Origin of the sequence: Nocardioides sp. LMS-CY, assembly GCF_018732145.1 — a bacterium.
Classification (GTDB): domain Bacteria; phylum Actinomycetota; class Actinomycetes; order Propionibacteriales; family Nocardioidaceae; genus Nocardioides; species Nocardioides soli.
Genome location: NZ_CP076104.1, coordinates 2,881,039 through 2,895,040 on the forward strand (window position 1 = coordinate 2,881,039; position 14,002 = coordinate 2,895,040).

Annotated in this window: 12 protein-coding genes; 4 read left to right on the plus strand and 8 right to left on the minus strand. The window is 72.0% G+C overall.

Translation table 11 applies throughout. From position 1 onward, the window contains the following. From KM427_RS13925 to uvrC, 3 genes are all read right to left on the minus strand, one after another. Positions 1–978 carry a gluconeogenesis factor YvcK family protein gene (locus KM427_RS13925; RefSeq protein ID WP_215524242.1) on the minus strand — a complete coding sequence of 326 codons (978 nt, stop codon included), beginning with the start codon at positions 976–978 and terminating at the stop codon, positions 1–3. Between the two features lie 8 nt (positions 979–986). After that, positions 987–1,814, minus strand: coding sequence for an RNase adapter RapZ (gene rapZ / locus KM427_RS13930; protein ID WP_246391439.1), 828 nt, complete (start codon positions 1,812–1,814; stop codon positions 987–989). A 114-nt stretch (positions 1,815–1,928) separates the two neighbouring features. Continuing rightward, the gene (gene uvrC, locus KM427_RS13935) at positions 1,929–3,971 is read right to left on the minus strand and encodes an excinuclease ABC subunit UvrC (RefSeq protein ID WP_215524244.1); all 2,043 of its coding nucleotides are present in this window, start codon (positions 3,969–3,971) and stop codon (positions 1,929–1,931) included. Positions 3,972–4,143: 172 nt separating this feature from the next. Between uvrC and KM427_RS13940 the strand changes: the two genes are divergently transcribed. Further along, positions 4,144–5,442: a tetratricopeptide repeat protein gene (locus KM427_RS13940; protein ID WP_215524245.1), complete on the plus strand. Its 1,299-nt coding sequence runs from the start codon at positions 4,144–4,146 to the stop codon at positions 5,440–5,442. Between the two features lie 492 nt (positions 5,443–5,934). Here KM427_RS13940 and KM427_RS13945 read toward each other — a convergent pair whose 3' ends face one another. After that, positions 5,935–6,345: a Rieske (2Fe-2S) protein gene (locus tag KM427_RS13945; RefSeq protein WP_215524246.1), complete on the minus strand. Its 411-nt coding sequence runs from the start codon at positions 6,343–6,345 to the stop codon at positions 5,935–5,937. 134 nt (positions 6,346–6,479) lie between these two features. On the opposite strand from KM427_RS13945, the gene KM427_RS13950 reads away from it, so the two are divergent. After that, complete coding sequence (locus tag KM427_RS13950; RefSeq protein ID WP_215524247.1) at positions 6,480–7,067, plus strand: sulfotransferase family protein; 588 nt, start codon at positions 6,480–6,482, stop codon at positions 7,065–7,067. 49 nt (positions 7,068–7,116) lie between these two features. Here KM427_RS13950 and uvrA read toward each other — a convergent pair whose 3' ends face one another. Beyond that, entirely contained in the window at positions 7,117–10,155 is a 3,039-nt protein-coding gene (uvrA, locus tag KM427_RS13955) for an excinuclease ABC subunit UvrA (RefSeq protein WP_215524248.1), read from the minus strand. Between the two features lie 152 nt (positions 10,156–10,307). On the opposite strand from uvrA, the gene KM427_RS13960 reads away from it, so the two are divergent. Continuing rightward, positions 10,308–11,027, plus strand: coding sequence for a maleylpyruvate isomerase N-terminal domain-containing protein (locus KM427_RS13960; RefSeq protein WP_215524249.1), 720 nt, complete (start codon positions 10,308–10,310; stop codon positions 11,025–11,027). 2 nt (positions 11,028–11,029) lie between these two features. Then, a complete protein-coding gene (locus tag KM427_RS13965) occupies positions 11,030–11,698 on the plus strand; it encodes an MBL fold metallo-hydrolase (protein ID WP_252274482.1) in 669 nt (222 codons plus the stop codon). 35 nt (positions 11,699–11,733) lie between these two features. Here the strand turns inward: KM427_RS13965 and KM427_RS13970 are convergent, their stop codons facing one another. The 3 genes from KM427_RS13970 to KM427_RS13980 form a co-directional block, all read right to left on the minus strand. After that, a complete protein-coding gene (locus KM427_RS13970) occupies positions 11,734–12,405 on the minus strand; it encodes a hypothetical protein (RefSeq protein ID WP_215524251.1) in 672 nt (223 codons plus the stop codon). A 174-nt stretch (positions 12,406–12,579) separates the two neighbouring features. Next, positions 12,580–13,677: a 2Fe-2S iron-sulfur cluster-binding protein gene (locus KM427_RS13975; RefSeq protein WP_215524252.1), complete on the minus strand. Its 1,098-nt coding sequence runs from the start codon at positions 13,675–13,677 to the stop codon at positions 12,580–12,582. A gap of 27 nt (positions 13,678–13,704) precedes the next feature. Beyond that, positions 13,705–13,998: a hypothetical protein gene (locus tag KM427_RS13980; RefSeq protein ID WP_183594510.1), complete on the minus strand. Its 294-nt coding sequence runs from the start codon at positions 13,996–13,998 to the stop codon at positions 13,705–13,707. Positions 13,999–14,002: the final 4 nt, after the last annotated feature.

A 14,002-nucleotide genomic window follows, 5' to 3' on the forward strand; every position in this document is an offset into this window, starting at 1 on the left:
TCAGGCTCCGCCCAGGATCCGGGTGTACGCCGCCGCCAGCTTCACCGGGTCGTGCCGGGGCGAGCCGTCGTCGAGCGCGACGTCGTCGAGCACCAGTCGCGCACCGGTCGCGCGGACCACGTGCTCGAGGTCGGCCAGCCCCGACCCGACCTGTCGGGCGTCCGCCAGGACCGTGTGCACCCGGAGCTGCGGAGCGTGCTCGACGAGCACGGCCAGGTGGTCGGCCGCCTCGAAGCCGTGGGTCTCCCCCGCCTGCTCGGCGAGGTTGAGCGTGACGATCACCCGGGCGTCGCTGCCGACGATCGCGTCGCGCAGCCGGGGCACCATCAGGTGCGGGATCACCGAGGTGAACCACGACCCCGGGCCGAGCACCAGCCAGTCGGCGGCATGCACGGCGGCGATCGCCTCCGGGCACGGCCGCGGGTTCGGCGGGTCGAGGGAGATCGCGGAGATCACGCCGTCGGTGGTGGCGACCTGCACCTGGCCGCGGACGGTGGTCAGCCGACCGGGCTCGTCCGGGTCGAGCCCGCGCACGTCGGCTGCGATGTCGAGCGGCGTGAGCGCCATCGGCAGCACCCGGCCGGTGGTGCCGAGCAGCCTGCCCACCCAGTCGAGCGCGGCGACCGGATCGCCGAGCTGCTCCCAGAGTCCGACGATCAGCAGGTTGCCGATGACGTGCCCGTTCATCTCGCCGTGACCGGCGAACCGGTGCTGGAGCACCCGCGCCCAGGTGTCGCCCCACTGGTGCTCGCCGCAGAGCGCGGCCAGCGCCATCCGCAGGTCGCCCGGCGGCAGGACGCCGAACTCACCGCGCAGCCGCCCGGAGGAGCCGCCATTGTCGGCGACCGTGACGACCGCCGTCAGGTCGTCGACCACCAGATCGGCGACCAGCAGCCGCAGCGCCTGGAGCGAGGCCGACAGGCCGTGCCCGCCTCCGAAGGCCACCACCGCCTGGGCCCGGTCGGCCGATGCCGGCACCCCGGACCTCACTCCCGTCCCAGGTCGCGGTGGGTGGCACGGGTCTTGTAGCCGGCCTCGGACATCCGCCGGGCGATCTCCTCGGCCACGGCGACGCTGCGGTGCTTGCCGCCGGTGCACCCGATGGCGATCGTCATGAACCGCTTGCCCTCGCGCAGGTAGCCCTCGGCGACCCGCTCGAGCACGGCGAGGTAGCCGTCGAGGAACTCCGCGGCCCCCGGCTGCGACATCACGAACTCGGCGACCTCGGCATCCTTGCCGGTGCCGGGCCGCAGCTCGGGGATCCAGTGCGGGTTGGGCAGGAAGCGCATGTCGGCCACGAAGTCGGCGTCCACCGGGATGCCGTACTTGAAGCCGAAGCTGGTGACCGTGACCTTCAATCGCATCGTGTCGGGGGTGCCGAACGCCTCGGCGATCCGGTCGGTCAGCTGGTGCACGTTGAGCGCCGTGGTGTCGATGACCAGGTCGGCGTCGCTGCGCAGCTCGGCGAGCACCTCGCGCTCGCGCCGCAGGCCGTCGAGGAGCCGGCCCGTGCCCTGCAGCGGGTGCGGGCGCCGGGCGGCCTCCTGGCGGCGTACCAGCACGTCGTCGGAGGCCTCCAGGAACACCAGCGTCGCGTGCCGGCTGGTCGCCCCCTGGGCGAGGTTGGTCTGCAGGGACTGGAAGAACGAGCCGGAGCGGACGTCGACGACGACCGCGACCGGCTGGGCGACGCCACGGCTCTCGTCGACGAGGCGTACGACGTCGCGCAGCAGGCTCGGCGGCATGTTGTCGACCACGTAGTAGCCGAGGTCCTCGAGCTCCTTGGCCGCCGTGCTCCGGCCGGCGCCGGTCATGCCGGTCACCACCACGAGCTCGCCGTGCCGGTCGGCGAGCTCCGCAGTCACGCCGTCCGACCTGCCCTCGGACCCGCCCTCGGACCCGCCCTCGGACCTGACCTCCGTCATGCCTCAGCCCTCCTCGATCTCGCCGGTCGCCGTGTTGACGCTGACGATGGTGGGGCCAGTCTGGCGGGTCTCCTGCGCCACCGCCTCCTTGATCGCGGTTGCGGTGCGCGGGCCGACGCCGGGCACCATCGCGATCTCCTCGACGGTGGCGGCGCGCAGCTTCTTCAGCGACCCGAAGTGCTTGAGCAGCGTCTTGCGACGCACCTCCCCCAGCCCCGGCACGCCGTCGAGCAGGCTCTCCACCATCGACTTCGAGCGGCGGGACCGGTGGTGGGTGATCGCGAACCGGTGCGCCTCGTCGCGGATCCGCTGCAGCAGGTAGAGCCCCTCGCTGGAGCGGGCCAGGATCACCGGGTCCTCCTGGCCGGGCAGCCAGACCTCCTCCAGCCGCTTGGCCAGCCCGCAGACGGGGATGTCGACGATCCCCAGCTCGGAGAGCGCCCGCTGGGCGGCCGCGACCTGCGGCGCGCCGCCGTCGACCACCACCAGACCCGGGGCGTAGGCGAACTTGCGGGGCCGGCCCGTCTCGGGGTCGACCAGCATCGGTGTGGCCGGGTCGTCCATGGCCCCAGAGGCGGTGGTTGAGGAGCCTTCGTGAGGGACGAGCGAAGGCGTCTCGAAACCCTCGTCGAGCAGCCGCCGGAAACGACGCGTGACGACCTCGTGCATGGCCCGGACGTCGTCGGAGCCGTCCTGGCCCTTGATCAGGAAGCGGCGGTACTCGCTCTTGCGCGGCAGTCCGTCCTCGAAGACGACCATGGAGGCGACGATCTCGGAGCCCTGGAGGTGGGAGACGTCGTAGCACTCGATGCGCAGCGGCACCTCGTCGAGCGCGAGTGCCTCCTGGATCTCCTCCAGCGCCCGGTTGCGGGTGGTCAGGTCGCTGGCGCGCTTGGTCTTGTGGAGCACGAGCGCCTGGGCGGCGTTCTGCGCCACGGTCTCCTGGAGGGCTCGCTTGTCGCCGCGCTGCGGCACCCGGATCGCGACCTTCGAGCCGCGCAGGTCGCCCAGCAGCGCTTCGTACGTCGCGACGTCGAGCGGCAGCGCCGGTACCAGGATCTCGCGTGGGATCTCGTCGGGCCCGGCGCCGGCGTACAGCTGCAGCACGAAGTCGTCGACGAGCTTCGCGGTGTCGCCCTCGTCGACCCGATCGGCGACCCAGCCGCGCTGGCCGCGGATCCGCCCGCCGCGCACGTAGAAGATCTGCACGGCCACCTCGAGGGGGTCCTCGGCGAGGGCGATCACGTCGGCGTCGGTGCCGTCGCCGAGGACGACCGCCTGCTTCTCGAGCGCCTTGTTCAGCGCGCCCAGGTCGTCACGCAGGCGCGCGGCCTTCTCGAAGTCGAGCGCGTCGCTCGCGGCGTACATCTCCTTCTCGATGCGGCGGACGAACGCCGTGGTCTGCCCGGCCATGAAGTCGCAGAAGTCGTCGACGATCTCGCGGTGCTGCTCGGCCGTCACGTTGCCGACGCAGGGCGCCGAGCACTTGTCGATGTAGCCGAGCAGGCAGGGCCGGCCGATCTGGCTGGAGCGCTTGAAGACGCCGTTGCTGCACGAGCGCATCGGGAACACCCGCAGCAGCAGGTCGACGGTCTCGCGGATCGCCCAGGCGTGGCTGTAGGGCCCGAAGTAGCGGGTGCCTTTGCGCTTGGCCCCACGGCCGACCATCACCCGGGGGAACTCCTCCCCGATGGTGACGGCGAGCCAGGGGTAGGACTTGTCGTCGCGGTACTTCACGTTGAACCGCGGGTCGAACTCCTTGATCCAGGAGTACTCCAACTGGAGCGCCTCGACCTCGGTCTTCACCACCGTCCACTCGACGCTCGCGGCGGTCGTCACCATCGTGGCGGTGCGCGGATGCAGGTTGCCGACGTCCTGGAAGTACGACGAGAGCCGCGCGCGGAGGTTCTTCGCCTTGCCGACGTAGACGACCCGGCCGCGGGGGTCGCGGAACCGGTAGACGCCCGGTTGGGTCGGGATCGAGCCGGGCTCCGGGCGATACGACAGCGGGCCTCGGACCGAACGCGGAGACGGAGCTGGAGGCACGTCCCAACCCTACGGTCCGGCACCGACAGCCCGGCCCCGACAGCCCGGCACCGTCTCCGGACTCACCGGGTCTCGAGGCTGTGAGCCTCGAAACCACCGAACCATCACCCAGGCGCCGCGACGCACGGCCCGACAGCCGCGGAGTTTAATTAGAGTGCTTTACTCTACTTTCATGCGATGTCGGGACCGGAACGACCAGCTGCTCACCTGCTCCCCCGAGGCGGCCGCCGTCTATCGCCGCGGGACCGAGGACCTGCTCCGGCTCCGCGGGGGCGCCGAGCGGTCGGTCGCCGCCGCCATCGCGCTCGACCCGACGTTCGCGCTCGGGCACGCGACCCTCGCCCTGCTCGGCCACGAGATGTGCGCCGCCGTCGACGTCGGGGCGCGGATCGCCGACGCGCTCACCCTCGCGCCCCGCGCGACCGAGCGCGAGCGCAGCCACGTGCACGCCGTCGCCGCCCATCTGCGCGGCGACGGCCGGCCGATCGTCCGGCACCTGGCGTCGTATCCCGGCGACGCCGTCCTGCTCGCGACCGCCGTGCCGACGATCGCGTTCGCCGGGGTGACCGAGGTGCCCGCCGAGGCTTGGGCGATCGTGGAGCAGGCGGCCCCGGCGTACGGCGACGACTGGTGGTATGCCGGGCTGCTCGCCTTCGTGCGCCAGGAGCAGGGTCGCTTCGACGAGGCGATGGAGCTCGCGTGCCGGTCGCTGCTCGTCGAGCCGAGCGCCGGGCACTCGGCCCACGCGCGGGCGCACGCGCACTACGAGACCGGCGACCACCACGCCGGGCTGGCCTGGATGGACGGCTGGGTCACCGGCGCCGGGGCCGGCACCGACAGCCTCAGTCACTTCTCCTGGCACGCCGCACTGCACGAGCTCTCACTCGGGGACCTCGACGCCGTACGGCGCCGCTACGACGCCCAACTGCGGCCCGAGGACGCGACCGGGTGTCGCGCACTGGTCGACTCGGGCTCCCTGCTCTTCCGCTGGGCGCTCACCCCGGGCGCCCACGACGTACCGGACCTGCGGCGGGTCGTCGCGGTGACGTCCGAGGCCACGCTGCACCGACCGACGACGCCGTTCCTCGCCCTGCACGCCGCCGTCGTGCACCTCGCCCTCGACGACCGGCCGGCACTGCTCGGCCTGGAACGGTGGGCGGCGGCCCATGAGCACCCCACCCAGCGCGAGGTGGTCGCTCCCCTGGCCCGAGCCTTCCGGTCGATGGCCGACGGGCACTGCTCGGCCGCGGCCGACCGTCTCGGGGCGCTCCAGGCGCAGGTGTGGCGACTCGGTGGCTCCGACGCGCAGCGGGAGATCGTCCAGGAGGCCCGGATCGCCGCGCTGGTGCGCGCCGGCCGACTGGACGAGGCCCGCGACGTGCTCGACGCTCGCCTGGACCGGCGTGCGTCGGTGCGCGACCGGCGCTGGCGCGACTCGTGCTCGGTCGGGCCGGTCGGCTCGTCCGCCTGAGGGTGGTGGTTTCGAGGCTCGGGCCTGGCGGCCCTCACACCTCAACCACCGTTCCCCGACCCCCGCGGTGGTTGAGGTGCGAAGGCGCTCTGCGCCTGAGCCTCGAAACCCGGTGAGTGTGAAGGCGGCCGGGACCACGGTCGGGTGTGCTGGATGGGGTGGTTTCGAGGCTCGGGCCTGGCGGCCCTCACACCTCAACCACCGTTCCCCGACCCCCGCGGTGGTTGAGGTGCGAAGGCGCTCTGCGCCTGAGCCTCGAAACCCGGTGAGTGTGAAGGCGGCCGGGACCACGGTCGGGTGTGCTGGGTGGGGTGGTTTCGAGGCTCGGGCCTGGCGGCCCTCACACCTCAACCACCGTGACGGCTCGGGCCTGGCGGCCCTCACACCTCCACCACCGTGACGGCTCGGGCCTGGCGGCCCTCACACCTCGACCACCGTGACGGCTCGGGCCTGGCGGCCCTCAACCTCCACCACCGCGACCGACCACCCGGGTCAGGCGGTGGTGATGGTGTCGTCCTTGACGCTGATCCGCACCGGGCTCAGCGGCGTCCGGGCCGGGCCGTTGACGACCGAGCCGTCCTCGGCCGAGAACTTGCTGCCGTGACACATGCAGTCGATCGTGTCGGCGCTGATCCGGGAGACCAGGCACGACTGGTGGGTGCAGACGGCCGAGAACGCCTTGAAGTCGCCCGCGGTCGGCTGGGTCACCACGACCCGCTGCTCGGCGAAGACCTTCCCGCCGCCGACCGGGACGTCGCTCGTCGGACCGAGCTCCTCGCCGGCGGGCGGAGGCTCGGTCGCCGACCCGCTGTCACCGCCTCCGCACGCGGCGAGCAGTGGCGCCGCGACCCCGAGCGCGGCGGCTCCGGTCAGCGTCTGGCGGCGGGTGATGCCGTCGGTCACGGGCGTCCTCTCGGCAGATGATCGTTGAATCTTCACCCTAGCCGCCGGTCGATGGGCACCGGCTGGCCGGCCGATGAGAGTCCGATGAGAATCCCCGCGTCGGCGTCGGCCCGTCGCGCACCTACACTGCCGCCATGCTCGCGGCGCCCCAGCACGGCTTCGTCTACCTCGCGGCGTCGAAGACCGGCTCCACCTCGGTGCAGCGCGCGCTGCGCCCGTACGCGCACCTCGAGTACCGGACCCCGCCGTACCAGAAGCACCTGGGCCCGCTCCGCTTCGAGGACGAGGTCGCGCCCCTGCTGACCGCGGACGGCTTCGCGCGCGACTCCTACGTCACGGTCGCGATGATCCGACACCCGGTCGACCTGGTCGTCTCGTGGTGGCGCTACCGCTCACGTCCCGAGCTCGAGGGCCAGCCCCGGTCGACCGCCGGCACGACCATCGACGAGTACGCCGAGCGCGTGCTGGCCGGCGAGGGCGGCTTCACCCGGCCGTCGACCTGGCTCGCCGGCACCGACGGCGCCGTGCTGGTCGAGCGGCTGTGGCGCTACGACCACATCGACGCCCTGCTCGCCTGGGCGGGCGAGCGGGTCGGGACCAGGCTCGAGCTGCCGCGCCTCAACCAGTCGCCGGAGCGACCGGCCGCGCTCGACCCGGCGCTGCGCCGCCGGCTGGAGGAGCTCTTCGCCCCGGAGCTGGCGATCTACGCGGCGGCCGACTGACCTGTGGTTTCGAGGCTCGCTCCGCTCGCACCTCAACCACCATGGCCGATCATCCCGCCTTGCGCGTGGTCGCCTTCCTGGCCGCGGCCTTCTTCGCCGGGGCCTTCTTGGCGGCCACCTTCTTGGCGGCCACCTTCTTGGCCGGCGCGCTCGTGACCGAGGAGTTCTTGGCGGCCTTCTTCGTGGTCGTCTTCTTCGCCGTCCGCGCCGCGGGCTGCGCGGCCGCCCGACCGTCGAGCAGCGGCCGGAGGAACTCGCCCGTGTAGCTGCCCGGGTTGGCCGCGACCGCCTCCGGCGTGCCCTCCGCGACCACGGTGCCGCCGCGCGAACCACCCTCGGGCCCCATGTCGACCAGCCAGTCGGCGGTCTTGATGACGTCGAGGTTGTGCTCGATCACCAGCACCGTGTTGCCCTGGTCGACCAGCCGGCCCAGCACCAGCAGCAGCTTGCGGATGTCCTCGAAGTGCAGGCCGGTGGTGGGCTCGTCCAGCACGTAGACGGTGCGACCGGTGGACCGCTTCTGCAGCTCGGAGGACAGCTTGACCCGCTGCGCCTCGCCGCCGGAGAGCGTGGTCGCCGGCTGCCCGAGCCGGACGTAGCCGAGGCCCACCTCGACCAGCGTCTTCATGTGCCGGGCGATCGCGGGCACGGCCGCGAAGAACTCGGCCGCCTCCTCGATCGGCATGTCGAGGACCTCGGCGATGGTCTTGCCCTTGTAGTGCACCTCGAGCGTCTCGCGGTTGTAGCGCGCGCCGTGGCAGACCTCGCACGGGACGTAGACGTCGGGCAGGAAGTTCATCTCGATCTTGATCGTGCCGTCGCCGGAGCACGCCTCGCAGCGCCCGCCCTTGACGTTGAACGAGAACCGGCCCTGGAGGTAGCCGCGCATCTTCGCCTCCGGGGTGGAGGCGAAGAGCTTGCGGATGTGGTCGAAGACGCCGGTGTACGTCGCCGGGTTGGACCGCGGCGTACGCCCGATCGGCGACTGGTCGACGTGGATCACCTTGTCGACGTGCTCGAGCCCGGTGATCTTCTGGTGCCGGCCGGGGACGGCGCGGGCGTTGTAGATCTGCTTGGCCAGCGAGGTGTAGAGGATGTCGTTGACCAGCGTCGACTTCCCCGACCCCGAGACGCCGGTGACGGCCACGAACAGCCCCAGCGGGAACGCCACATCGACGTTCTTGAGGTTGTGCTCCCGGGCGCCGTGGACCTTGAGCTCGCGACCTGTGGTGCGCGGCCGCCGGACGGCGGGCACCGGGATCTCGCGGCGACCGGAGAGGTACTGCCCGGTCATCGAGTCGGGGTGGGCGAGCAGGCCGGCGACGTCGCCGCTGTGCACGACCTGACCGCCGTGCTCCCCCGCGCCCGGGCCGATGTCGACGACCCAGTCGGCGACCCGGATGGTGTCCTCGTCGTGCTCGACGACGATCAGCGTGTTGCCGAGGTCCTTGAGCCGGACCAGGGTCTCGATCAGCCGGTGGTTGTCGCGCTGGTGGAGGCCGATCGACGGCTCGTCGAGGACGTAGAGGACGCCGACCAGGCCGGCACCGATCTGCGTCGCCAGCCGGATCCGCTGCGCCTCGCCACCGGACAGCGAGCCCGACGGCCGGTCGAGCGAGAGGTAGTCGAGGCCGACGTCGAGCAGGAAGTTGAGGCGCTCCTGGATCTCCTTGAGCACCCTCTCGCCGATCTGGCGCTCGCGGGCGGTCAGGTCGAGGTCGCGCAGGTAGTCGGCGGTCTCGTTGATCGGCATCGCGCAGACCTCGGCGATGTTCTTGCCGCCGTCCTGCAGCGAGGCCCCGAGGGTCACCGACACCGACACCGGCTTGAGCCGGCTGCCGCCGCAGGCCGGGCACGGCACCTCGCGCATGAAGCCTTCGTAGCGCTCCCGGCTCACGTCGGACTCGGCCTCGTGGTGGCGGCGCGCGATGTAGGAGCTCACGCCCTCGAACTCGGCGTAGTAGGCCCGCTGCCGCCCGTAGCGGTTGCGGGTGACCACGTGCACCTTCGTGGGATGGCCCTTGATGATCGCCTTCTGCGCGGTGGCCGGCAGGTCGGCCCACGGGGTGTTGAGGTCGAAGCCCAGCTCCTCGCCGAGCGCACCCATCAGCCGCAGGAAGTAGTCGGCGACATGCGCCTGGCTCCACGGCTGGATCGCGCCCTCACCGAGGGTCGCCTGCGGGTCGGGCACGACCAGCTCCGGGTCGACCTCGAGCCGGGTGCCGAGGCCGTGGCAGGCCGGGCAGGCGCCGAAGGGCGAGTTGAACGAGAACGAGCGGGGCTCGAGCTCGTCGGTGTCGATCGGGTGCTCGTTGGGGCATGCCATCTTCTCGCTGAACCGCAGCTCGCGACCGGGGTCCCCAGCGTCGAGATCGACGAAGTCGAAGAGCACCAGGCCGCCGGCCAGCTGGAGCGCGGTCTCCACCGAGTCGGTGAGCCGCCGCTTCGACGACTCCTTGACCGCGAGCCGATCGACGACCACCTCGATCGTGTGCTTCTTCTGCTTGTCGAGCTTCGGTGGCTCGTCGAGCGGGTAGGTCTCGCCGTTCACCCGGGCGCGGGAGAAGCCCTGGGTCTGGAGCTGCTTGAACAGCTCGACGTACTCCCCCTTGCGGCCGCGGATCACCGGCGCGAGCACCTGGAACCGGCGGCCCTCCTCGAGCGCGAGCACCCGGTCGACGATCTGCTGCGGGGTCTGCCGCTCGATCGGCGCGCCGCAGGTCGGGCAGTGGGGCCGGCCCGCGCGCGCGAAGAGCAGGCGCAGGTAGTCGTAGACCTCGGTGATGGTGCCGACGGTCGAGCGGGGGTTCTTGGACGTGGACTTCTGGTCGATCGAGACCGCCGGCGAGAGGCCCTCGATGAAGTCGACGTCGGGCTTGTCCATCTGACCGAGGAACTGGCGGGCGTACGCCGACAGCGACTCGACGTACCGTCGCTGCCCCTCGGCGAAGATCGTGTCGAACGCGAGCGAGGACTTGCCCGACCCGGACAGCCCCGTGAACACGATCAGCGAGTCGCGGGGCAGGTCGATCGAGACGTCCTTCAGGTTGTGCTCGCGCGCACCCCGGACGATGAGCTGGTCCGCCACTGACTGATTCCCCTCGCTTCGAACAGGTGTTCGCCATCCTAACCGGCATCAGCAAGGCAGAACGACTCCCGGCACGCCGGTGTTCCCCACGATCTCACGCACCACCGACAGCGCTCCGGCCGGCAGCGCGCGCCGTCCGGCAGGATGGGCCCATGAGCACCCGCATGCCCGAACTCACGACGGAGACGGTCGTCGACAGACTCCTGCCCGAGGCGACGCGCCGGATGGTGCGCACCGCCGACGCGCTCCCCGACCCGGCGTACGCCGAGCCCAGCGGACTCCCGGGCTGGACCCGCGCCCACGTGCTCGCCCACCTCGCCCTCAACGCGGAGGGCCTGGCCACCGCGCTCACCGGCGTCGTCGAGGGCAGGCCGGTGTCGATGTACGTCTCCACCGAGGCCCGGGACGGCGACATCGAGAACCTGGCGGCCACGGGGCCGTCGGTGCTGCGCTCGCGGCTGCTCGGGGCGTGCACCGACCTGCACGACGCGATCGCCGCCGTGCCGGCGGACGCCTCGGACACCACGATCGAGCGGGTGCCCGGCGGCCGGGTGTTCACCGCCGGGGACGTGCCCTGGATGCGGCTGCGCGAGGTCGAGATCCACCACGCCGACCTCGGCGCGGGCTACGACCGGGCCGCGTGGACGCCCGAGTTCGCCGCGCACGTGCTGGAGACGACGCTGACCCGCGGCGGTCCGGCCGAGCCGCTGGTGGCCCGGGCGACCGACCTGGACCGGGAGTGGGCCTGGGGCGCGAGCGGGAGGGTGGTGACCGGTCGCGCGGTGGACCTCGCGTGGTGGCTGCTCGGACGCGGGTCGGGCGACGGAGTCACGAGCGAGGGCGGCGCGCTGCCGCGGATCGGAGCATGGTGAGCATGTACACCGGAACCGTGCGGGTCGGGGGCGGCCCCGACGTCCGCGAGCTCGAGCACCTGACCATCACCAAGGTGGCGGTGGACGAGCGGATGTCGAACAACTGCTACCTGCTGACCTGCCGCGACACCGGCGAGCAGGTGCTGATCGACGCGGCCGACTCGGCCGAGACGCTGCTGCCGCTGATCGGTGCCGACGGGCTGGCGGCCGTCGTCACCACCCACCAGCACTGGGATCATCACCGGGCGCTCGCGGACGTCGTGTCCGCGACCGGCGCGGCCGTCGTCGCCGGCGCCCCGGACGCCGACGAGATCACCGCGCAGACGGGCGTCCCGGTGACCTGGCCCGTGGAGGACGGCGACACCGTCGCGGTCGGGTCGTGCACGCTCGAGGTCATCCGCATCACCGGGCACACGCCGGGCTCCATCGCGCTGCTCTACGACGACCCCGCGGGTCACCCACACCTCTTCACGGGCGACTCGCTCTTCCCGGGCGGGGTGGGCAACACCTTCGGCGACGACGCGGCCTTCGCGACCCTCGTCGACGACGTCGAGTCCAAGATCTTCGGCCGGCTCCCCGACGAGACCTGGTTCTACCCCGGCCACGGCGACGACTCGACGCTCGGCGCCGAGCGCCCCGCGCTGCCGGAGTGGCGCAAGCGCGGCTGGTAGCCGAGTCGGCGCGTCACTCAGCGCCGGGTCGCGGGTCAGGCCACCATCGGCCAGGGGTCGTCGCCGCCGGCCCGGGGCGGAGTGGACGGCCGTCCGTCGGGCGGCGGCATCGACCGGGCGACCGGCAGGCCGGGCTCGAAGATCGGGGGCAGGTTGTCGAACTGGCTCAGGTCGGCGTCGGTCGCCACGGGTACGGCGGCGTCCGGGGGCTGGGTCTCCCAGCCGGCGACGTCGAACCTCAGCTCGTCCACGGGCGGGACCGCGTCGAGGTCGACGATCTCCTGGAGCGGCAGGCCGCCGGGCAGCGCCTCCCGGTTGAGCCGCGCGAAGACCTCCAGGGCGTTCCAGTCGGGCGCGGTCCCGGCGTCGAGATGGCGCCGCAGCCGCCGTTCGGCGACGTCGGCGTCGATCGCGAGCACCAGCCGGTCGGCACCGAAGCGGTCCGCCCAGCACCACAGGGTCCGCGAGCCGATCCGCCGCTCCGCGGCGGTGCCGAGCACCCGCGCGACCGTCGGGTCCGGCAGCGGATGGGCACGGAGAATCTCCTCGACGTCGAGGATGGTGGCGCGGTCGGGGCAGGTGCGCAGCTGGGCAGCGCGCCGGTCGCGGTCACGCGCGCCGCGGCTGGCGGCGTCCGGTCGCGTCGTGACGTAGGCGATCGCCCATACGGCGGCGACCACGCCGAACAAGCACAGTCCGAGATACATGGCTGGGTCCTCATGTCAGTGAGTTCGTCTGAAGCAGGAACTTCCCTGAAGAGGCCAGCCTGATACCTGGACGGACCGAACAGCGGTGAGGACTAGACCAGAATTTCTTGCACCAATCTTGAGGATGCCGGCCCCCGGGATCGGTGCTACGAGCGCACCGGCCGGGGCCGGTCCTCAGTGGTAGGTCACCTTGACCACGTCGGTGACCGGCACCGACTGACAGCCCAACCGGATCCCGTCGGCGATGTCCTCGTCGTCGAGCACGTCGTTGTGCAGCATCGTGACCTCGCCCTCGAGCAGCCGCACCGCGCACGCCGAGCACTCCCCCTCGCGGCAGGAGTACGGCGCCTTGACGCCCTTCGCCTCGAGGTGGTCGAGCATCTTGGTGCCGGGCGCCCAGTCGTCGAAGGCGTACTGCTCGCCGTCGAGCTCGACCTCCAGCCGCACCGGCCCCTCCGGGCCGGGCTCCCCGGCGTCGGCCGCCGCGTCGTCCTCGTCGCGCTCGGCGTCCTCGATCTCGTGCTCGGCGACCTCGCGGTCGTGCAGGTCCCCGAACGGATTGCCGCCGAGCGAGATGAACTTCTCCTGGTGCCGTCGCTCGCGCGGGAACTCCAGCTCCTTGAGCGCGGCCACCACCATCTTCATGAACGGCGCCGGGCCGCAGACGAACGCGTCGTACGTCGCGTAGTCGCGCGCGAACGCCTTCAGCTGCTCCTGGACGGGCAGGCCCTGCACGGTCTCCAGCCAGTGCACGACCTGCAGCCGGTCCGGGTGCTCCGCGGCGAGCCGGCTGAGCTCGTCGGCGAAGATCACCGACCGCTCGTCGCGGTTGGCGTAGAAGAGCACGATCCGGCCGGTCCCCTGCTGCAGGGCCGTGCGGGTGATCGAGATAACCGGGGTGATGCCGCTGCCCGCGGCGAAGAGCAGCAGGTCGGCCGACAGCGACGCCGGCGTGAAGATGCCGCTCGGCGGCAGCACCCGGATGCTGTCGCCCTCGTGCAGGTGGTCGCAGACCCAGTTGGAGGCGTAGCCGCCGGCGGTCCGCTTCACCGTGATCGTGAGCGGGCCGCCGCCGATCGGGCTGCTGGACAGCGAGTAGCAGCGCGCCGCGACCCCCGTCTGCTCCGAAGGTACGGCGAGGGTGAGGAACTGGCCCGGCTTGTAGGCGAACCGCTCCTCGGCGCCGGCCGGGACCGCGAACGAGATGGAGTGGGCGTCCGCGGTCTCCTCGACCACGCTCACGACCTTCACCTCGAAGGACTCGTCAGACATGTGTCCTCATCTGGTCAGTAGCCGTCCTCAGTAGCCGTCCTCGGCCCCAATGGGGATCCGATCCTCGCGCACCGCCGCCTCGATGCTGGCGATCATCCGGGGGCACGCGTAGTGCGAGTCGCGGCCGTTCGCCCTGCGAGACAGCTCGGGGCAGTGCGCGCGGGCCTCGGCGGTCCACTGGATCGACGTGTGGTGCTCGCTGTTCTTCTTCACGCCGACCGTGGCCAGGCAGTCGAGGCAGGCGACCTCGGTCAGCCGGGCCCGGGTGTAGAGCCGCTGGTCCTCCAGCGTGTCGGCGCTGGTGGGGACGAAGGACGCCATGGCC

Bases quoted from the DNA above. Each gene is read 5' to 3' on its own strand.
- KM427_RS13960 (WP_215524249.1), top strand. From the start codon at position 10,308: ATGAGCACCCGCATGCCCGAACTCACGACGGAGACGGTCGTCGACAGA.
- KM427_RS13980 (WP_183594510.1), bottom strand. From the start codon at position 13,998: ATGGCGTCCTTCGTCCCCACCAGCGCCGACACGCTGGAGGACCAGCGG.
- KM427_RS13975 (WP_215524252.1), bottom strand. From the start codon at position 13,677: ATGTCTGACGAGTCCTTCGAGGTGAAGGTCGTGAGCGTGGTCGAGGAG.
- rapZ (WP_246391439.1), bottom strand. From the start codon at position 1,814: ATGACCGGCGCCGGCCGGAGCACGGCGGCCAAGGAGCTCGAGGACCTC.
- KM427_RS13940 (WP_215524245.1), top strand. From the start codon at position 4,144: ATGCGATGTCGGGACCGGAACGACCAGCTGCTCACCTGCTCCCCCGAG.
- KM427_RS13950 (WP_215524247.1), top strand. From the start codon at position 6,480: ATGCTCGCGGCGCCCCAGCACGGCTTCGTCTACCTCGCGGCGTCGAAG.
- KM427_RS13965 (WP_252274482.1), top strand. From the start codon at position 11,030: ATGTACACCGGAACCGTGCGGGTCGGGGGCGGCCCCGACGTCCGCGAG.
- KM427_RS13970 (WP_215524251.1), bottom strand. From the start codon at position 12,405: ATGTATCTCGGACTGTGCTTGTTCGGCGTGGTCGCCGCCGTATGGGCG.